The following is a 19,005-nucleotide window of genomic DNA, read 5'->3' on the forward strand; positions in this document are numbered from 1 at the left end:
GCTACCTCCGCGCCGCCGCTCCGGCCCGGGACGGCAGCAGCGCGAGGTGGTCCTCCCGTACGATCCCGAACCTCAGCGCGAGTCCGACCACGGCGTCCCGCTTCCCGTTGTGCCGTTCGCCGGGGGCGCCGATCCGCAGCTTCTCCTCGGCCAGGTAGTCGATGTGCGAGCTGACCGCCCGCGCCGTCAGCCGACCGCAGGCGGGATGGCCGCGCAGCCGCTCCACCACCTCCGGCGTCGTCGGCACCGCGACCGGCGACCGGTCCCGCAGCCAGGGCTCGCAGAGTGCCACGAGCACCAGGAAGTAGGTGGCCGTCTCGTCCAGGGAGTACGCCGTCACCGTGCGGCCCGTCAGCGGCCCGCCGGGGCCCGGGGGATCCAGGTAGAGGTGGTCGGGGGCGAACACCTGGAAGGAGACCGCCGTCCCGGCCCTGGCCGGCAGCACCACCCGGGAGAACTCGAACGGGATGGGCGCTCCCGCCCGGCGCGGCGGCACCCGCAGGTACTCGCCGGCACCCTCCGGGTTCTCCACGAGGTAGCTCTGGGTGGAACTGAGGTTGCTCAGCTGCCAGTGGTCCTCGGTGACCCGGATCTCCCCGGCCAGCCGGGAGACCGCGGCGTCGTCGAGCCGCAGCTCCACCGGCGTCCGTGAGGAACCGCGCCCGAACCGTGCGACCTCCCCGGGCCCGAGCCGCAAGGTCACCGCCCCGCCGCCCCCGCCGCCTTCCGGCAGATGGACGACAATGCCGCTCACGATTCCCCCTGTCCGGCGTGTTGACAGACGCCCAGACAGGGACGTTACCCGCTGGATCCGGCCCTGGCCCGTGCCCCTTCGGCCAATTCGGCGCGGGGGTCACGGGCCAGGGCCGGCGGTCCGGCGGGGCCGTCAGGGGACCGGAGGCCCGGAGGTGCCGTTGACCCAGCTCCATGCGGACCAGTCCGAGAACCCGGTCTGCCACCGGTGGTGGACACCCGCGCCGCTGGTCCCGAAGACCTCGATGCGGCCGTCGGCGTTCGTCGTCCCGACGATCTCCGTCCCCCCGCCGCCGAAGGTCTCCCACTGGCCGTAGGGGGCGTTGACCCCGGTCTGCCACAGGTGCTGGGCGGTGCTCCCGTTGATGGCGAACACCTCCACCCGCCCGTCCGGCGAACGCTCACTCGTCAGCTGGGAGTCGGCGGGTCCGCCGGTGGGTTCCCATGGGGACCAGTTGGTGGGGCTGGTCTGGTAGCGGTGGTAGATGCCGACGGGGCCGGAGGCGAAGAGTTCGAGGCGGCCGTCCTGGTTGTGGTCGAGGGTGAGGTCGTGGCCGCCGGTGCCGAAGGGTTCCCAGTCGGACCAGGTGCCGTTGGGGGTGGTCTGGTACTGGTGTTGGAGGGTGTCGGCGTTGAGGGCGAAGACTTCGAGGCGGCCGTCGGGTGATTTCTCCATGGCGATGCGGCTGTTGGCGGGGCCTCCGCCGGTGGGTTGCCATGGGGACCAGCCGCTGTTGGGGGCGGTCTGGTAGCGGTGGTGGATGCCGTTGGGGCCGGAGGCGAAGACTTCGAGGCGGCCGTCTGGGTTGGTGCCGGTGGTGAGGGTGTGGCCGCCGGTGCCGAAGTTCTCCCAGTCGGACCAGGCGCCTGAGGGCTGGAGTTGGTAGCGGTGCTGGAGGGTGTCGGCGTTGAGGGCGAAGAGTTCGAGGCGGCCGTCGGCGTTGGGTCCGATGGCGAGTTCGGCTGTGCCGGGTCCGCCGAGTCGTTCCCAGTCGGACCAGGCTCCGTTGGGGGTGGTCTGCCAGGCGTGGTGGATGCCGTCGGCGCCGGCGGCGAAGACTTCCAGCCGTCCGTCGGCCGACCGCGCCGACACCACCCGCCCCGACTCCGCCGGGTAGACCAGGGGACCCGGACCGGGTTCGTGGTGGCCCAGCCGGTCCACGGCGGCCTGCGCCTCGTCCATGTGCCGCAGGTGCGCGCCCGCGTTGTAGGTGGACCACTGCCGCCAGTCGGTGCCGTGCGAGGAGATGCGGAACGCCTCGTTGGCGTTGCACTGGGCGTCGTAGGCGCAGGCGTCGGAGACCTCGTTGTGCCAGTGGTCGTTGATCTGCCACAGCCCCCGGTCGGTGGAGGTGTTGGGGGTGTTGCCGGTGGTGTTGGAGGCGCCCGGGTTGCAGCTGGACTCCGCGAGGGCGACGGCGATGGCGGTCACCAGGCCGTCGCCGCGGAAGCCGGCGGTGTAGCCGACCTGGGCGCACAGATCGCTCGGCGCGGCGTACGCGGGGGAGGCGGCGGAGAGCAGCCCCGCCGCGAGGAGCAGGGGCGCCAACGCGGACAGCATGGTGCGGTGGGGCGCTCTGCGCGAGCGCCGGACGGTGGTCACGTGCGGTCTCCTCAGTTGACGGCGGGGCCGGAGGTGCCGTTGACCCAGGTCCATGCGGACCAGTCCGAGAACCCGGTCTGCCAGCGGTGGTGGACGCCGGCGCCGCTGGTCCCGAAGACCTCGATCCGGCCGTCCTGGTTGGAGGTGGCGGTGACTTCGCTTCCCCCGCCGCCGAAGGTGTCCCACTGGCCGTAGGGGGCGTTGACCCCGGTCTGCCAGAGGTGCTGGGCGGTGGTGCCGTTGATGGCGAAGACCTCGACCCGGCCGTCAGCGGTGCGGTGACTGGTCAGTTGGGAGTCGGCGGGTCCGCCGGTGGGTTCCCATGGGGACCAGTTGGTGGGGCTGGTCTGGTAGCGGTGGTAGATGCCGACGGGGCCGGAGGCGAAGAGTTCGAGGCGGCCGTCCTGGTTGTGGTCGAGGGTGAGGTCGTGGCCGCCGGTGCCGAAGGGTTCCCAGTCGGACCAGGTGCCGTTGGGGGTGGTCTGGTATTGGTGTTGGAGGGTGTCGGCGTTGAGGGCGAAGACTTCGAGGCGGCCGTCGGGTGATTTCTCCATGGCGATGCGGCTGTTGGCGGGGCCTCCGCCGGTGGGTTGCCATGGGGACCAGCCGCTGTTGGGGGCGGTCTGGTAGCGGTGGTGGATGCCGTTGGGGCCGGAGGCGAAGACTTCGAGGCGGCCGTCTGGGTTGGTGCCGGTGGTGAGGGTGTGGCCGCCGGTGCCGAAGTCCTCCCAGTCGGACCAGGCGCCTGAGGGCTGGAGTTGGTAGCGGTGCTGGAGGGTGTCGGCGTTGAGGGCGAAGAGTTCGAGGCGGCCGTCGGCGTTGGGTCCGATGGCGAGTTCGGCCGTGCCGGGTCCGCCGAGTCGTTCCCAGTCGGACCAGGCTCCGTTGGGGGTGGTCTGCCAGGCGTGGTGGATGCCGTCGGCGCCGGCGGCGAAGACTTCCAGCCGTCCGTCGGCCGACCGCGCCGACACCACCCGCCCCGACTCCGCCGGATAGTCGAGCGGTGTCGGCCGCGGGCCCGTGCCCGGGGTGCACGGCATCGTCACGCCGCGCTCCGCGAGGTAGGGGACCGGGTCGGTGCCCACGCTCGCGCCGGGGTCGGCCCAGACCCGCAGGTGCAGGTGGGGCCCCTCGGAGTTGCCCTCGCTGCCCATCAGGGCGATCCGCTGGCCGGCCACCACGTGGTCGCCCTGGGCCACGTCCCGCTGGTACATGTGCCCGTACTCGGTGATGGTGCCGTCGGGGTGCAGGACGCGGATCCACTGGCCGTAGCCGCCGGGGTCGTAGCCCGAGATGGTGACCTCGCCGTCACCCACCGCGAAGATCGGGGTGCCGTAGTCGTTGGCGATGTCGATGCCGTTGTGCGTCGAGCTGTGGCCCTGGGAGATGAACCCGGTCGTGGGGCACGCGGCGGCGAAGCCGGCCGCCCCCGCCGGGGCGGCCGCCGCCGGGCCGGGCAGCAGGGCGACGGCCGCCGTGAGCAGCACGGGCAGGGCCCGGCGCAGCGCGGACGCCGGGATCCGGACAATCGCTCCGCTCCTGCGGACGGGACGGTGCGCGGTCAACGGGGCCTCCTGGGCGCGAGGATGCGGAGCCGGCGGCGCGCGCCGGGCCGGCGAACCCTGCGCACCGGCGATCGGGAAGCTAGCAACGGGCGGGTGACCGGCGGATCCGGAACCTTGCGGAATGACGGCCCGGAGCGCTTCGGATAGGGGTGGCGGATTCGGCCGCCACGGCGAGGGGCACCGGCCCCGGACGTCCGGGCGCTCGCGCTAGTGTGCGTGCGTGAACACTCATGTCGTCATAGGTTTCGGACCCGCCGGCGCCGCCACCGCCCGGCTCCTCGCCGGGCAGGGTCACACGGTGAAGGTCGTCACCACCTCGGGCCGCAAACCCGAGCCCGGGATCGAGCACGTCGCGCTGGACGCCAAGGACACCGGCCGGCTGACCGAGGCGGTACGGGGCGCGGCCGCGCTCTACAGCTGCGGCGCACCGCCCTACCACCGCTGGGCGCAGGAGTGGCCGGCACTGGCCTCCTCCCTGTGTACGGCGGCCGAGGAGACCGGGGCCGTACTCGCCATGCTGGGCAACCTCTACGGCTACGGGCCCGTGGACGGCCCCCTGACCGAGGACCTGCCCCTGGCGGCGACCGGCACCAAGGGGCGGGTACGCGCCGCCGTGTGGGAGCAGGCCCTCGACCTGCACCAGCAGGGCCGGATCAGGGCCGTCGAGGTGCGCGCCTCGGACTTCTTCGGGCCCGGCGTCACCGACGGCGGCCACCTGGCGGCGCGCGTCATGCCCCCGCTGCTGCGCGGCAGGCCCGTCTCCACGCTCGGCGACCCGGACGCCCCGCACAGCTGGACCTACCTGCCCGACGTGGCCAGGGCCCTGGCGGAGGCCGCCGGCGACGAGCGGGCCTGGGGCCGTGCCTGGCACGTCCCCACCGAACCGGCCCTGTCCGTACGGGAGATGGTCGCCCGCCTCGCCGCCGAAGCGGGCACCGGACCGGTCGCCGTACGCGGACTGCCGCCCCTGGTCCTGGGCCTCGGCGGGCTGTTCTCCCCGCTGCTGCGCGAACTGAAGGAGATCCGCTACCAGTTCGACCGTCCGTTCACGGTCGACTCCAGCGCCTACGAGACCGCGTTCGCGACCCGGCCCACCCCCCTGGACCAGCAGGTCAAGGCGACGGTGGACTGGTGGCGCGCACGCGTGGCCACCACCGGGTGACGGTCGCAGTGAGAGGGATGGATTCCATAGTGGACCCCAGGGGAGCGGGACAGGACCGGGGACCGGACCCGAGCCGGGACGACATAGCCGTCGTCGGAATGGCCTGCCGGTTCCCGGGGGCGCGCGACCTCAACGAGTACTGGCGGCTCCTGACGGACCCGCGGGCCCAGTTCGGCCGTATCCCGGACGCGCGGTGGCGCGCCGACGCCTTCCTCAGCGCGGACTTCCGCGACACCGCGGCCGCCTACACCGACACCATGGCGCTCCTGCCGGACGTGGACCGGTTCGACGCGGCCCACTACGGCATCCCGCCGCGACGGGCCAAGGCCATGGACCCCCAGCACCGGCTGCTGATCGACCTCGCCCGCGAGGCGATCCAGGACGCCGGATGGGAGGCCGACGGCTTCGACCGCGAGGAGACCTCGGTGATCACGGCCCTCACCGACAGCGGCTACCGCGGCCTCACCACCCTCCAGATCCGTATGCGCCAGCTGGCCGGCGGCGAGTTCGGAGCCCGGCCGCAAGACCCCGGCTGGCGGGAGACGGTCCGCGCCGTCGACGGGATGCAGGGCACCTCCGTCGCCGGGATCCTCCTCAACATGGGCCCGAACACGATCAGTTCCGTCTTCGACCTGCACGGCGAGAGCTACGCCCTGGACTCCGCCTGCTCCGGCGGCCTGATGGCCGTGGCCAACGCCGTCCACGCGCTGCGCTCCGGCCGCAGCCGGATCGCCCTCGCGGGCGGCGCCCAGCTGATCGTCACCCCGGACCTGCTCGTCGGGCTGTCCCGGATCGGCGCCCTCTCGCGCAGCGGCCGCTGCCTGCCCTTCGGCGCGGACGCCGACGGCTTCGTCCTCGGCGAGGGCGCCGGCGTCCTCGTGCTGCGGCCGCTGTCCGACGCACGCGCGGCCGGCGACCGGGTGTACGCGGTGATCCGGGGCGTGGGCACCGCCAACGACGGCACCGTCCAGGGCGGGATGCACCCCCAGGCCGCCGGACAGCTGCGCGCCCTGCGCCGGGCCTACCGCGACGCCCGGCTGGCCCCCGGGGAGGTCGGCTACCTGGAGGCACACGGCACCGGGACCACCGTGGGCGACCCCGTCGAGCTCTCCGTCCTGCGCGAGCTGCGCGGCCCGGAGGCGCCCCCCGCCTACCTGGGCGCGGTCAAGGCGGTGGTCGGCCACTCCCTCAACTCCGCGGGGCTGGCCGGGCTCATCAAGTCCGTCCTGGCCGTCCAGCGCGGGGTGATCCCCCCGCAGCCGCCGTTCGCGCTCGCCGGGCACTCCCTCCTCGACGCCGCCCGGCTCACCGTCCCCACGGCGCCGGTCCCCTGGCCGCGCGACGGCCGTCCGCGCCGGGCCGGCGTCAGCGCGTTCGGCTTCGGCGGTACCGGGGTGCACCTGGTGGTCGAGGAGGACACCGCCCCGCCGGCCCTCCCGGAACCGGCCGGGGAAGGACCGTACGTGCTGGCCCTCAGCGCCCGAGACCGGGCCGGGCTCGCCCGCTACGCCCGGGACCTGGCCCGTACCCTCGCCGAGGAGAGCCCGCCGCTGACCGCGGTGGTCGACACCCTGGCCCGCCGGACCCCCCTCACCGAACGCCTCACCGTGGAGGTACGGGACGCCGCCGAGGCGGTCGCCCGGCTGACCGGGGCGGCCGAGGACGTGGAGGCGGGCCGCGCCCCCGCGCCGTCCGACGGAACACCCGTACCGGCGGGGCCGCGCGTCCCGCCGTGCACCCTGCCGCCGAGCCCGCTCGCCCCGCGCCGCCACTGGATCGTGGACGCGTCGGCGCGCGAGACGGCCGCCCCGGAGCCCGTACCCCCGGCGGACCCGCCCCCGGCGCGGCCGCGCGAGGAACGCCCCGAACGGGCGAGCGCCGCGACCGTCGTCCTCGAAGAGGTGTCGCGCACCGGCGTCTACCCGCGGTCCGACCTGCGCGAGGACCAGAGGCTCGTCGCGGACCTGGGCTTCGACTCCCTGATGCTGCACGAGCTGGACACGCGCATCGCGGGCCGGGTGCCCGGATTCCGGACCGAGGAGATGTACTCCCCGGAGCTCACCCTCGGCCGCCTGATCTCCCTCGTCGGGCCCGACCGCGCCGGGGCCGGGGCCCCCGTCCCCCACGTCCCCGAACCGCCGCCCGCCCCGCGGTGGACCGCCGGGACGGCGGCCGTGGACGACTTCCCGGAGGTGGAAAAGTTCGAACAGCTCCTGGACTCCCTCGCCGGCACCGGGGCCGCCTTCCCCTACTTCCGGGTCCACGAGGGCACCATCCGCGACACCACGGTGATCGGCGGCCGCCCCTACCTCTCCTTCGGCAGCTACAACTACCTGGGCCTCTCCGGGCATCCCGCCGTCAGCGAGGCCGTCCACCGGGCCGTGGACCGGTACGGCACCTCCGTCTCCGCCAGCCGGGTCCTGTCCGGTGAACGGGACCTGACCGTCCGTCTGGAGCGGGCCCTGACCGAGTTCCTCGGCGTCGGCGACTGCCTGACCCTGGTCAGCGGCCACGCCACCAACGTCACCGCGATCGGGCACCTCGTCGGCCCGGGCGACCTCGTCCTCCACGACGCCCTCGCCCACGACAGCATCCTCCAGGGCTGCGCCCTGTCCGGCGCGGCGCGGCGCCCCTTCGCGCACAACGACACGGAGCAGCTGGAGCACCTGCTGCGGCTGAACCGGTCCCGGTTCCGGCGGGCGCTGATCGCCGTCGAGGGCGCGTACAGCATGGACGGCGACCTCGTCGACCTGCCCGCCGTGATCGAACTGAAGAAGCGTTACGGCGCGCTGCTGATGGTGGACGAGGCGCACAGCATCGGCACCGTCGGCGAACGCGGCCGGGGCGTCGGCGAGTTCTTCGGGGCCGACCGCCGCGACGTGGACCTGTGGATGGGCACCCTGTCCAAGGCGTTCGCCAGCTGCGGGGGCTACCTCGGCGGCTCGGCCCGTATGGTGCGCTGGCTGCGCCACACCCTCCCCGGCTTCGTCTACAGCGTCGGGCTGACCCCGCCCAACGCCGCGGCCGCGCTGGCCGCCGCCGAGGTGATCGAGGCGGAGCCGCAGCGGGTGGCCGCCCTGCGGCGCAACTCCGGGCTCTTCCTCGGCCTGGCCGCCGCCGCGGGCCTGGCGACCGGCTCCAGCGCCCACACGCCCATCGTGCCGTGCATCCTGGGCGACTCGGCCCGTACCCTGCGCGTCGCCGACGGACTCTACGCGCGCGGAGTCACCGCCGACCCGATCTTCCACCCGGCGGTGGAGGAGGGGCTCTCCCGGCTGCGGTTCTTCGTCACCGCCGAGCACCGCGAGGAGGACATCCGCCGGGCGGTGGCCGCCTTGGCCGAGGAGGTGGCGAACACCGCCGCGCGCTGAGCGGTCCACGTCAGAACAGGGTGCGTTCGATACGGCTGAGCATGGCGCTCTTGCCCGGGTCGCCGTCCTCGTCCGCCTCGCCGGCGGGGGGCGGGGACGGCTCGGCGCCCTCCATCCGCTGGGCGAGCAGGTAGGCGATGATCTCCGCCTCCTGCTCCTGGACGTCGTCGTAGGTGGCGCGCAGGAGCATGTCGCGCACGAGGTCGGGGTCGAGGTCGGGGAAGAGGAGGCGGGCGGCCGCCTCGTCCAGTCCGCCGGCCCCGCGATGGCAGCAGATGATGTGGCCCAGCTCGTGCAAGATGATGTGCTCCTGATGCGCGCTGGTGGTGTTGGCGTCGTAGAAGATCAGGTCCTCGTCGCGGGCGGCGACCCACATGCCGCACGGATGCGACGAGGGCATCTGCATCGGGACCAGGATGATCGGCCGCTCGCGCACCTCGCCGAGGTGGTGGCAGAGTCCCGCGACGTCGGTCACCTCGGGGAGGCCGAGTTCGGCGAGCCGCCGGGCACCGGCCTTGCGGAGCTTCTTGAGCTGGCTGCGCCGGTCGTGATCGGCGGCCCGCTCCTTCCAGGCGCCCTTCATACGGGCTCGGAGGGGTCGGGGGCTGCGGGGGAGGAGTCCGTGACGGGGGCGTCGGTGACCGGGGGGAGGCCCTGCATCTGCCGGTACTGGTCCATGATGGCCGTGATGGCCTGGAGGTTCTCCTTCTTCATCCCGGCCGCGCGCATCGCCACGGCGCGGACCCCGGACTGCCGCAGCGCCTCGATGGCGGCGACCTGGCTGAGGACGGACTCGGCGACCTTGTCGTCGAAGAAGTAGGCGACCGAGACGCCGAAGAACTTGGCCAGGGCCGCCAGGAGGTCAGGTGAGGGGTTGGAGCGCTTCCCCGTCCGAAGCTGCGACAGATACACGCCCCCGACCTTGAGTTCGGGGCTGGCACGCTTCAGTTCCTCCGCCACCTCGGCGTTGGTCCAGTGCTTGCCCTTGGGACGGACCGTTCTGAACAGGTCGTCCAGGCGCCTGGCGAGCAGGGGCCGGTCGTCGCACTCGGTCATGGTGAATCTTCCTCCCGTCACCTCCTCGGTATAGCCCTTGGCTATACGCCAGTTTCACAGAATAGCGGTCAGTTGACAATTGGCCGGGACTCCGCCAACGTTGGGTCTCGCCGATAGCTGCCAGCTAACTCGTCACGGGGGAAGTCCGACGGGTTGGCAGGCGGTGAAATCGGACTGGCCCGGCCCTCGGGGGATGGGCCGGGCCAGTCCGGGCGGGAGCCACCCGTCCGGCCCGACGTAGTCAGCGGGGGGAACGGGGGAGACCCGCCCGGTTCGACGGGGGATACGAACCGGGCGGGAGCTTCAACTCGCGGTGCCCAGTTTACTGTAGGCGGCCGCCACTTTGGTGAGCCAGGCGACCTCGGCCGTGAAGTTGTCCGTGTCGCGGTCGTCGAAGTCGCCGGCGTCCTTGTTGTCGTGCGGCATCGTACCGGCCTGCTTCGCCAGCAGGGCCCGCTTGATCCGCGCCGCCTCCGTGAACGCCTGCCGCGACTCCTCGCTCTCCGCCCTGCCCGCGTCCACGGCCGAACCGCCCACGCCCGTACGGTCGATGTAGGGGCGCAGGTCCCGCCACCCGTCGCGGATCTCGACCACCCTGCGGTGCAGCCGGTAATCCAGGTCCGAGACCGAGGCACCCGGCGGCTCCAGCGCGATGTCCGGGGAGGACTCGTAGAGGTCGCGCCAGAGCGGGTACAGCGCCCGGTACGAGCGGTAGCTGCGGCCCCAGGCCAGCAGCCGGGAAGCGGCCGGACCCCAGGAGGAGTTGGTCAGGCTCAGCGACAGGATGACGATGCCCGCCGCGCTGAAGAGGTTCGAGGCCAGCTTCCAGGCGCCGATGTCGACGCCGGCGGCCGCCGTGAGGATGTTGACCGTCCGGCACGTGCAGTACAGGAACAGCACCACCGCGGAGACCCGCAGCATCCGCAGCGCCTGCCGCAGCGACTCGTTGTCCGTCATCCGCGCGTAGGAACCGCACTGGTGGAAGATGGTCACGCACGGAACCGCCTGGGACACGATGAAGGCCAGGAGGTAGACGAGGACCAGCGGTTGCCCGCTGCCGGTGTCGAAGTCCGAGGACGGCCGGCCGGTGCCGTCGGCGAGGAAGAAGAGCGCCGTCAGCAGCACGTCGAGCGCGGTTCCGGTGATCAGCCAGTACCGCGTCTTGCGGGACGCCTCCTCGTCGGACGCCGCCCACCGCAGCAGGATGATCTGCGCGGCGACGCAGAACGCCACCGCCGACAGGTGCATGAGGAGGATGGCGAGGTTGCCGACGCCCAGGAAGCTGTGGCTGGCCATGGCGACGGCGCCCATGGTGAAGGTGAAGCACTGGAGGACCAGTGTGGCGATCAGCGTCCAGTAGGCACTGTCGTGCCGGCTGCGCCGCGCCTGGCACAGGCGGTAGATGAGCGCGGCGTACGAGGAGAGCGCCGCGATGACGAAGCAGAGGGTTCTGATGGTGTTCAATGCCTGGTTTCCTGCAGGGGGGCCGCGGGGGCGGCAGACGGGTCAGTCGGTGTGTGCGCCCAGCGGGACGTCGAGCCCGATGCTCTCGGCCGCCACGGCGATCGCGTAGTCGAAGTACGCGGCCTCGTCCTTGACGCTGTCGTGCGTGCGGCTGAAGACCTGGAAGACCAACAGCCCGACGAGGGTGCTCCACAGGACGATGCCGCGCTCGACGATGTCCGAGAACGGCGCCTGCGGCACCCCGCCGAACGCCTCGACGGCGGCCGGCAGCAGCAGCGGCGGACCGGGTACCGCGCGCCGCGGCGGGGTCAGTTCACCGCCCTCCAGTGCCGCCCGGATGATTCCGGCGAGGACGGCGGGGGTCCGCGCGGCGGCCGGGACGGTGTCCTGCGGGGCGTGGTAGCCCGGCACCGGCGAACCGTAGATCAGGGTGAACTCGCCGGGGTGGGCGAAGGACCACTGCCGCAGCGCGCGCGTGACGGCCAGCAGCCGGACCCCCGCCGGAGCGCCGGCCGTGTCGGCCTGCTCCATGGCGGCGCCCGAGGCGTCGTACGCGTCGATGACCAGCGCGGTCAGGAGGTCGTCCCGGTGCGGGAAGACGGTCTCGACCTCGGGGAGACCGAGCCCGGCAGCGCGGGCCACGTCCTCCAGGGAGAGGGCGGCGGCGCCCCGTTCCACCAGCTGCCGGCGGGCGGCCTCCTTGATCGCCTCCCCCCGCGCCGGACCGTCGTCGTTCGAACTGATTGCTGAAACGTCCATGCCGGAACGGTACCCGCCGGCCCGAACGGCCGTGCCCGGTGCGCCGCGAGCGGCCCGGGCCCACCGACGCGATCCGGCCACGGGCCGGCGCGGCGGCCACTGCCCGGCCGTGACGGCGCCCCGGCCCGTGCCCGCCGGATCAGGCCGGGCCACCGCCCGGGGCCGCCCGGCGCAGGGTGAGCACACGGGTGGTGCTGCCGTCGTCCTCGGTGATGTCCCGGACGTGCCGGAAGCCGATCCTCTCCAGCAAGGCCAGCGAGGCACCGTTCTCCGCGGCCACCGTGGCGTGCACCTCGGCGAGCCGGAGGGTGGCGAAGCCGTAGTCCACGAGGGCCCGCGCCAGCTCGGTGCCCAGCCCCGCACCCCAGGCCGAGGGGGCCAGTGCGTAGATGATCTCGTGTCCGCCGACCGTGTCGGTCGGCTTGATCTCCGCGTGTCCCACCATCAGCCCGTCCCGGCGGACGGACCAGACGTCGAACAGCTCCTGGGCGTAGACCTTCGTGAATATCCGGCCGAACAGGGCCCGGTCCTCCTCCTCGGGAACGGGCCCGTCACCCATCCACCGGGAGACGTCCCCGTCCTGGAACAGGGTCACGAAATCCGCCTCGTCCTCGGGGACGTAGGGCGTCAGGAGCAGCCGCTCGGTGCGCAGGGTGGGCGTCATGGCAGCGACGCTATGCACTGCGAGCCGGGCGGGCAAACGAGTTGGGCCGGGCGCTCCGCAGCCTGGGCCGGGTGAGCCGTGTCTCACCCGGGCGGTGCCTCTTGTCTATGCAACGAGTTGCATAGAAAGATCGGGGCATGGCGCTCGACCACGCGATCCTCGTCTCGCTCCTGGAGATGCCGGGCTCCGGCTATGAACTGGCCCGGCGGTTCGACCGGTCCATCGGCTACTTCTGGACCGCCAGCCACCAGCAGATCTACCGCGTCCTGGCCCGCATGGCGGCCGACGGCCTGCTCACCGTCCGCGAGGTGCCCCAGCAGGGGCGGCCGGACAAGAAGGAGTACGCCGTCGCCCCCCTGGGCCGCGCCGCCCTCTCCCTGTGGCTGCACGAGCCGATCGAGCCCGAGAGCATGCGCCACGAACTCGCCGTGAAGATCCGCGGCGCGGCCTTCGACGACCCCGCCGCCCTGATCCGCGAGGTCGAACGGCACCACCGGGCCCACAGCGACCGCCTCGCGCACTACCTCGCGGGCGAGCGGCGCGACTTCACCGGACCCGGCGCCCCCGTCCCGCTGGACGCCGGGCAGGAGCTCCAGCACGTCGTGCTGCGCGGCGGCATCGCGTACGAGCGGATGACCGTCGCCTGGCTGGACGACGTCCTCGCCACCCTGCACCGGCTCGGCGCGACGCCGTCCCCGTCCGCCTGACCGCACCCGTCCACCCCCTCCCCTCCCTCCCCTCCCGGAAGGCGACCCCTCATGGCCGACCCCCTCCTGTTCAACCCGCGCACCTACGACCCCGCGCACTTCGACCCCGAGACCCGCCGCCTGCTGCGCGCCACCGTCGACTGGTTCGAGGAGCGCGGCAAGCGCAGGCTCCTGGAGGACTACCGCAGCCGCGCCTGGCTCGCGGACTTCCTTGCCTTCGCCGCCAAGGAGGGCCTGTTCTCCACCTTCCTCACCCCGGCCTCCGCCGCCACGGGTGAGGACCAGCGCTGGGACACCGCCCGGATCGCGGCCCTCAACGAGATCCTCGGCTTCTACGGCCTCGACTACTGGTACGCCTGGCAGGTGACCATCCTCGGCCTCGGCCCGGTCTGGCAGAGCGACAACGAAGCCGCCCGCGCCCGCGCCGCCGGACTTCTGGCCCAGGGCGATGTGTTCGCCTTCGGCCTGTCCGAGCGGACCCACGGCGCCGACATCTACTCCACCGACATGCTGCTGGAGCCCGACGGCGACGGCGGCTTCCTGGCGAGCGGCTCCAAGTACTACATCGGCAACGGCAACGCCGCCGGCCTGGTCTCGGTCTTCGGCCGCCGCACCGACGTCGAGGGCCCGGACGGGTACGTCTTCTTCGCCGCCGACAGCCGCCACCCCGCGTACGGGCTCGTCCAGAACGTGGTCCACTCCTCCAAGTACGTCAGCGAGTTCCGGCTGGAGCGCTACCCGGTCGCCGCCGAGGACGTGCTGCACACCGGCCGCGCCGCCTTCGACGCCGCCCTCAACACCGTCAACGTCGGCAAGTTCAACCTCTGCACCGCCTCCATCGGCATCTGCGAGCACGCGATGTACGAGGCCGTCACCCACGCGAGCAACCGCATCCTCTACGGCCGCCCCGTCACCGCCTTCCCGCACGTGCGCCGCGAGCTGGCCGACGCCTACGTCCGCCTCGTCGGGATGAAGCTGTTCAGCGACCGCGCCGTGGACTACTTCCGCTCCGCCGGTCCCGAGGACCGCCGCTACCTCCTCTTCAACCCGATGACGAAGATGAAGGTCACCACGGAGGGCGAGAAGGTCATCGACCTGATGTGGGACGTCATCGCCGCCAAGGGCTTCGAGAAGGACACCTACTTCGCCAACGCCGCCGTCGAGATCCGCGGCCTGCCCAAGCTCGAAGGCACCGTCCACGTCAACCTCGCGCTGATCCTGAAGTTCCTGCGCAACCACCTGCTGGAGCCGGTCGCCTACCCGCCCGTGCCGACCCGTCTCGACGCGGCCGACGACGACTTCCTCTTCCGGCAGGGCCCGGCCCGCGGACTGGGCTCCGTACGCTTCCACGACTGGCGGCCCGCCTTCGACGCCTACGCCGAGGTGCCGAACGTCGCCCGCTTCCGCGAGCAGGCCGACGCCCTGTGCGCGTTCGTCGCCACCCTCGCCCCGGACGAGGCGCAGAGCCGTGACCTGGACTTCCTGCTCTCCGTCGGCCAGCTCTTCGCCCTCGTGGTGCACGCCCAGCTGATCCTGGAGCAGGCCCGCCTGACGGACCTGGACCGCGACGTCCTCGACGAGCTGTTCTCCGTCCTGGTCCGCGACTTCTCCGGCCACGCCGTCGAACTGCACGGCAAGGACTCCGCCACCCAGGCGCAGCAGGAGTGGGCGCTGGGCGCGGTACGCCGCCCGGTCGTCGACGAGGCCCGCGCGGCCCGCGTCTGGGAGCGCGTCGAGGCCCTCTCGGGGGCCTACGAGATGGCGCCGTAAGCCGTAGTCGTGACGGGCGGCGGCCCGCCCCGGCCGGGCCCGGTGACCCCCGGGCCCGGCCGGCGGCCGTCGAGGGTGGTCCGCATGCGGCCGTCCGGGGGAGCCGGTAGCGTCGGATGCGTACATTCCGCCCGACCACCGGGGGCTGCCCGCCAAGGGGCGTCCGGCGGATCACGGCCGGACCCCGGTGCGCCTGGCGCCGCGGCCCGCCGGCCCTGATCCGCGGGCAGCAGCCCGGGCACAGGAACGGGATCCCATGGCCAAGCACCTCCGCGGCGCGTCGGCCGCCGCGGCCGCCCTGCTCTGCCTGACGGCGGTCGCGGCCGGCCCCGCCCCCAGCCCCTCCGCCGCCGCCCGGTTCGTGCCCGGGCCCTGCCCGAAGACGGCCGAGCCGGTGCCCGCGCTGGACAAGGCCCGCTGCGGTTTCCTGGAGGTCCCCGAGAACCGGGCCCGCCCCGGCGCGCGGACCATCCGGCTGGCCACGGCGGTCATCCCGGCCACCTCCGCCGAGCCCGCCGCGGACCCGGTGGTCTTCATGGCGGGCGGCCCCGGCGGCGAGACCTTCGACGACATCCCGGTCCTGGTCGACGCCGGGGTCAACCGGGACCACGACCTGGTCGTCATGGCCCAGCGCGGCAACCGCTACGACCAGCCGAACCTGGCCTGCCCCGAAGTGGACCGCTTCAACGCCCGCTACCCGGGCCTCGGTTACGACTCCGCCCGGGCGAAGCAGCTGATGCTGGAGGCGTTCCGGCAGTGCCGGGACCGGCTGACCGCCGACGGCACCGACCTCGGCGCCTACAACACCCTGGAGAACGCCGCCGACTTCGCCGCCCTGCGCACCGCGCTCGGTATCGCCCGGTGGAACGTCTACGGCTACTCCTACGGCTCCGACCTGGCCCTCACCTACCTGCGCACCCATCCCGAGGGGATCCGCGCGGTGGCCCTGGACTCCGTCACGCCCCCGCAGAGCGCGATCCTGCCCTGGGGCTGGCCCAGCGCCCGCGAAGGCATCGGCGCCATCCTCGACGCGTGCGCGGCCGAGCCCGCCTGCAAGAGCCGCTACCCGGACCCGGCCGCCACGCTGGCCGAGCAGGTGCGCAGGCTGGAGGCGGAGCCCCTGACGCTCGACGCCGCCCCGCCACGGGGCGGAGCACCCGTGAAGGTGGTCCTCGACGGGGGAGCGGTGCTGAACCTCCTGGTCGCCAACGCCATCAAGCCCCGCGACCTCCCCGCGGCCCTCGACGAGCTCGCCCACGGAAACCCGGAGCGCTTCGCGCGGGCCCGCGCGGCCGACTCCGTCCAGGCCACCGGCATGACCGCCCACGGCCTGACCCAGTCCGTGGCCTGCGCCGAGTGGGTGCCCGGAACCTCGCCGTCCGATGTGCTGGACGCGGGCCGCAGGGCCTTCCCCGGCTATCCGCGGACCGTCCTGGCCCAGGCGCCGCAGCTCCCCTTCGAGCAGGACGTCTGCCGGATCTGGAACGTCCCCGACCGCGCCGCCGGCCAGCGGGTCGCCACCGCGAGCGCCGTACCGGTGCTCCTGCTCTCCGGCACCTTCGACGCCAAGACCGGCGCGAGCTTCGCGCGGGAGGCCGCCCGTACGCTCTCCCGCTCGACCTCCGTGCGGATCCCCGGGGTCACGCACTGGGTGGTGCCCCAGTCGCCATGCGCGGCGCGGGTGTTCGCCTCCTTCCTCGCCCGTCCCACGGCCCCCGACACCGGCTGCGTGGCCGGCCTGGCCCCCGCGCCGTTCACCCTCACCCCGAAGTGACCGGGAGGACCGATGGCCCGCACCCGAACGCCCCGCCGTCGCCGCACGGCTCGGGGGCTGCACGCCTCCTCCGCCGGCCTGGCGGCCGGCCTGCTCCTCACCGGCCTGTCCGGCGCGCCCGCCCTCGCCCACGGCTCCGCCGAGCCCACCCCGGCGCCCCTGGGCAGCGTCGCGGGCACGGCGGGCGACGCCCGCTACGTGCCGGGCGCCTGCCCCAGGACCCCGCAGCCCGTCGCCGAGCTCGACGGGGCCCGCTGCGGCACCCTCACCGTCCCCGAGAACCGCGCCCGGCCGGGCGGGCGGACGATCAGGCTCGGCGTGGCCGTCATCCCGGCGCTCGCGCGGACCCCGCGGCCGGACCCGGTCGTCTGGCTGGCCGGCGGACCCGGTGACGACGCCGTGGGCGAGGCGAAGCTCGCCGTGGACGGCGGCCTCAACCGCGACCGCGACGTGATCCTGATGTCCCAGCGGGGCACGTACTCCGCCGACCCGGCGCTCCTGTGCCCGCGGGTCGACGAGTTCAACGCCCACGTCATCGGCATGGTCTACGACGCCCCGTCCACCGGCCGCGCGCACGTCGACGCCACGAAGGCGTGCCGGAAGAAGCTGGCGGCCACCGGGGCCGACCTCAGCGCCTACAACGACACCGAGAGCGCCGCCGACTACGCGGACCTGCGGGCCGCCCTCGGCCTCAAGGAGTGGAACGTCTTCGGCATCTCCTACGGGACCCAGCTCGCGCTCGTGTACATGCGGCTGCACCCGGACGGCATCCGGTCGGTCGGCATCGACGGCATCCTGCCGCCCTCCCGGGGCGGCTCCGCCGCGGCCTGGAGCAGCGCCCGGCAGGGCTTCGACGGACTGTTCAAAGCCTGCGCGGACCAGCCGGCCTGCCACAGCCGCTACCCGGACCTGCCGGCCACCTTCCAGCGGCTCGTCCGGCAGCTGGAGGCCAAGCCGGTCACCACGACGGTCACGGTCCCCGGCCAGGCGAAGCCGGTGAAGGTGGTCCTGGACGGCGGAGCCCTGCTGACCTGGCTGACCACCGCCACCCACACCCCCGCCGTGGTCCCCCGCTCCCTCGACGAGCTGGCCCACGGCAAGCCCGAGCGGATCGCCCGGCAGTGGGCGGGCTGGAGGCTCGCCCCCCAGGCCGTCGGCAGCGTCTCCCACGGGCTCGCCTACGGGGTCTTCTGCAGCGAGTGGACCCCGTACGAGACCCGGGCCCAGGCCCTGCGCGGGGGCCAGGAAGCCTTCCCCCGCTTCCCCCGCTCGGTCCAGGCCCAGGCCCCGCAGCTGGCGTTCCTCCGCGAGGACTGCGACGCCTGGAACGTCCCGGCGGCGCCGCGCTTGATCCGGGACGTCACGACGAGCGACATCCCCACCCTCGCCCTCTCGGGCGGGTTCGACGCCCAGACCGGCGCCGGCAACGGCCCGTACGTCGCCCGCACCCTGAGCAGGGCCACCGTCGTCACCGTCCCGTACGAGCCGCACGTGGTCTTCGCGACGTCGAAGTGCGCCCAGGCCGTCACCGCCTCCTTCTTCGACACCCCGACCGCCCCGGACACCTCCTGCCTCAAGGGCCTCAAGCCCCCGGTCTTCGACACGGGCTCCTGACGGGGTCGTCGGGGGTCATCGGGATTTCATCGCTCCTCCCTACCGTGGCCGCGTCCGGACACCACGGAGAAACGAGGAGTGTGGAATGCGAGCGATGAAGACCGCGGCCGCCCTGGCCGGGCTCGTCCTGACGGCGGGGCTCACCGGGGCACAGGAGGCCGCGGCACAGCCGGCCGCCTCGTGCGAGGGCACGTACACGATCGTCGTCGGCGGCACGGGCAGCTCGTGGAACAACGACGGCTTCTACGGCAACATCCAGCAGCACGTCGGCTACCCCACCCAGATCCCCAACGGGGCGAGCACCCGGGCCGGCGTCAACGAACTGAACCGGCTGGTCCGCGACCAGCGCGCCGCCTGCCCCTGGCAGCACGTCAAGATGGCCGGGTACTCCCTGGGCGCCGCAGTGGTCCACGTCTGGGTCACCGAGAACTGGCAGACCTTCGGCAACGTCAACGCCATCCTGATCGCCGACCCCAAGCGCCAGGGCCCTCCCGGGGCCAACGGCGGGGCCGTGCCCTTCGGCGGCATCATCGGGGCCCCGCTCGCCGGCGCCGACCGGTTCTTCGGCAACGTCCCCGTCAAGACGATCTGCCACTGGGACTACGTCTGCGACGAGTCCGCCGGGATCTGGACCTACCCCGAGAACCACGTGAAGAACTACCCCGAGGACTTCAACATGGACCACCACAACGACGACGCCAACGAGCAGTGGTACAACGGCGCCTGGTATCCGGCGTAACCAC

15 protein-coding genes are annotated in these 19,005 nt (G+C 73.3%); 7 read left to right on the forward strand and 8 right to left on the reverse strand.

Going from position 1 to position 19,005, the window contains the following annotated elements; translation table 11 throughout:
• Window position 1: 1 nt before the first annotated feature.
• The 3 genes from ABZ716_RS04575 to ABZ716_RS04585 form a co-directional block, all read right to left on the reverse strand.
• Window positions 2–754 carry a serine/threonine protein kinase gene (locus tag ABZ716_RS04575; RefSeq protein WP_358811714.1) on the reverse strand — a complete coding sequence of 251 codons (753 nt, stop codon included), beginning with the start codon at window positions 752–754 and terminating at the stop codon, window positions 2–4.
• Window positions 755–886: 132 nt separating this feature from the next.
• The gene (locus ABZ716_RS04580; RefSeq protein WP_358957063.1) at window positions 887–2,314 is read right to left on the reverse strand and encodes a hypothetical protein; all 1,428 of its coding nucleotides are present in this window, start codon (window positions 2,312–2,314) and stop codon (window positions 887–889) included.
• Between the two features lie 53 nt (window positions 2,315–2,367).
• Window positions 2,368–3,876: a peptidoglycan DD-metalloendopeptidase family protein gene (locus tag ABZ716_RS04585; protein ID WP_358957066.1), complete on the reverse strand. Its 1,509-nt coding sequence runs from the start codon at window positions 3,874–3,876 to the stop codon at window positions 2,368–2,370.
• A 265-nt stretch (window positions 3,877–4,141) separates the two neighbouring features.
• Between ABZ716_RS04585 and ABZ716_RS04590 the strand changes: the two genes are divergently transcribed.
• Both ABZ716_RS04590 and ABZ716_RS04595 read left to right on the forward strand, forming a co-directional pair.
• The gene (locus ABZ716_RS04590; RefSeq protein WP_358811713.1) at window positions 4,142–5,083 is read left to right on the forward strand and encodes an NAD-dependent epimerase/dehydratase family protein; all 942 of its coding nucleotides are present in this window, start codon (window positions 4,142–4,144) and stop codon (window positions 5,081–5,083) included.
• Between the two features lie 29 nt (window positions 5,084–5,112).
• Complete coding sequence (locus ABZ716_RS04595; RefSeq protein ID WP_358956459.1) at window positions 5,113–8,454, forward strand: aminotransferase class I/II-fold pyridoxal phosphate-dependent enzyme; 3,342 nt, start codon at window positions 5,113–5,115, stop codon at window positions 8,452–8,454.
• A gap of 10 nt (window positions 8,455–8,464) precedes the next feature.
• Here the strand turns inward: ABZ716_RS04595 and ABZ716_RS04600 are convergent, their stop codons facing one another.
• The 5 genes from ABZ716_RS04600 to ABZ716_RS04620 form a co-directional block, all read right to left on the reverse strand.
• A complete protein-coding gene (locus ABZ716_RS04600) occupies window positions 8,465–9,037 on the reverse strand; it encodes a toxin (RefSeq protein ID WP_358811711.1) in 573 nt (190 codons plus the stop codon).
• Window positions 9,034–9,510: a helix-turn-helix domain-containing protein gene (locus ABZ716_RS04605; protein ID WP_358811710.1), complete on the reverse strand. Its 477-nt coding sequence runs from the start codon at window positions 9,508–9,510 to the stop codon at window positions 9,034–9,036. The genes ABZ716_RS04600 and ABZ716_RS04605 overlap by 4 nt, the downstream gene beginning before the upstream one ends.
• A gap of 303 nt (window positions 9,511–9,813) precedes the next feature.
• Window positions 9,814–10,974, reverse strand: a complete 1,161-nt coding sequence (locus tag ABZ716_RS04610) for an MAB_1171c family putative transporter (RefSeq protein WP_358811709.1) — start codon at window positions 10,972–10,974, stop codon at window positions 9,814–9,816.
• Between the two features lie 42 nt (window positions 10,975–11,016).
• The gene (locus ABZ716_RS04615; RefSeq protein WP_358956461.1) at window positions 11,017–11,733 is read right to left on the reverse strand and encodes a TetR/AcrR family transcriptional regulator; all 717 of its coding nucleotides are present in this window, start codon (window positions 11,731–11,733) and stop codon (window positions 11,017–11,019) included.
• A 139-nt stretch (window positions 11,734–11,872) separates the two neighbouring features.
• The gene (locus ABZ716_RS04620; RefSeq protein ID WP_358811707.1) at window positions 11,873–12,397 is read right to left on the reverse strand and encodes a GNAT family N-acetyltransferase; all 525 of its coding nucleotides are present in this window, start codon (window positions 12,395–12,397) and stop codon (window positions 11,873–11,875) included.
• A 137-nt stretch (window positions 12,398–12,534) separates the two neighbouring features.
• Here ABZ716_RS04620 and ABZ716_RS04625 point away from each other — a divergent pair, with 137 nt between their 5' ends.
• The 5 genes from ABZ716_RS04625 (at window position 12,535) to ABZ716_RS04645 (ending at window position 19,001) form a co-directional block, all read left to right on the forward strand.
• Window positions 12,535–13,104 carry a PadR family transcriptional regulator gene (locus ABZ716_RS04625; protein WP_358956464.1) on the forward strand — a complete coding sequence of 190 codons (570 nt, stop codon included), beginning with the start codon at window positions 12,535–12,537 and terminating at the stop codon, window positions 13,102–13,104.
• Window positions 13,105–13,155: 51 nt separating this feature from the next.
• Entirely contained in the window at window positions 13,156–14,874 is a 1,719-nt protein-coding gene (locus tag ABZ716_RS04630) for an acyl-CoA dehydrogenase family protein (protein WP_358956467.1), read from the forward strand.
• Window positions 14,875–15,130: 256 nt separating this feature from the next.
• On the forward strand, window positions 15,131–16,648 hold the full coding sequence (locus tag ABZ716_RS04635) for an alpha/beta fold hydrolase (RefSeq protein ID WP_358956470.1): 1,518 nt from the start codon (window positions 15,131–15,133) through the stop codon (window positions 16,646–16,648).
• A gap of 12 nt (window positions 16,649–16,660) precedes the next feature.
• Window positions 16,661–18,262 (forward strand): alpha/beta hydrolase, encoded by a 1,602-nt coding sequence (locus ABZ716_RS04640; RefSeq protein WP_358956472.1) that lies wholly within the window; start codon window positions 16,661–16,663, stop codon window positions 18,260–18,262.
• A gap of 85 nt (window positions 18,263–18,347) precedes the next feature.
• A complete protein-coding gene (locus ABZ716_RS04645; RefSeq protein WP_351883692.1) occupies window positions 18,348–19,001 on the forward strand; it encodes a cutinase family protein in 654 nt (217 codons plus the stop codon).
• The last annotated feature ends 4 nt before the right edge of the window (window positions 19,002–19,005 follow it).

Origin of the sequence: Streptomyces sp. NPDC006687, from assembly GCF_040636215.1 — a bacterium.
In the GTDB taxonomy this organism is placed as follows: domain Bacteria; phylum Actinomycetota; class Actinomycetes; order Streptomycetales; family Streptomycetaceae; genus Streptomyces.

Coding starts and splice junctions, on each gene's coding strand:
- ABZ716_RS04625 (WP_358956464.1), top strand. CDS start 12,535: ATGGCGCTCGACCACGCGATCCTCGTCTCGCTCCTGGAGATGCCGGGC.
- ABZ716_RS04620 (WP_358811707.1), bottom strand. CDS start 12,397: ATGACGCCCACCCTGCGCACCGAGCGGCTGCTCCTGACGCCCTACGTC.
- ABZ716_RS04645 (WP_351883692.1), top strand. CDS start 18,348: ATGCGAGCGATGAAGACCGCGGCCGCCCTGGCCGGGCTCGTCCTGACG.
- ABZ716_RS04615 (WP_358956461.1), bottom strand. CDS start 11,733: ATGGACGTTTCAGCAATCAGTTCGAACGACGACGGTCCGGCGCGGGGG.
- ABZ716_RS04640 (WP_358956472.1), top strand. CDS start 16,661: ATGGCCCGCACCCGAACGCCCCGCCGTCGCCGCACGGCTCGGGGGCTG.
- ABZ716_RS04580 (WP_358957063.1), bottom strand. CDS start 2,314: ATGCTGTCCGCGTTGGCGCCCCTGCTCCTCGCGGCGGGGCTGCTCTCC.
- ABZ716_RS04630 (WP_358956467.1), top strand. CDS start 13,156: ATGGCCGACCCCCTCCTGTTCAACCCGCGCACCTACGACCCCGCGCAC.
- ABZ716_RS04605 (WP_358811710.1), bottom strand. CDS start 9,510: ATGACCGAGTGCGACGACCGGCCCCTGCTCGCCAGGCGCCTGGACGAC.
- ABZ716_RS04600 (WP_358811711.1), bottom strand. CDS start 9,037: ATGAAGGGCGCCTGGAAGGAGCGGGCCGCCGATCACGACCGGCGCAGC.
- ABZ716_RS04635 (WP_358956470.1), top strand. CDS start 15,131: ATGGCCAAGCACCTCCGCGGCGCGTCGGCCGCCGCGGCCGCCCTGCTC.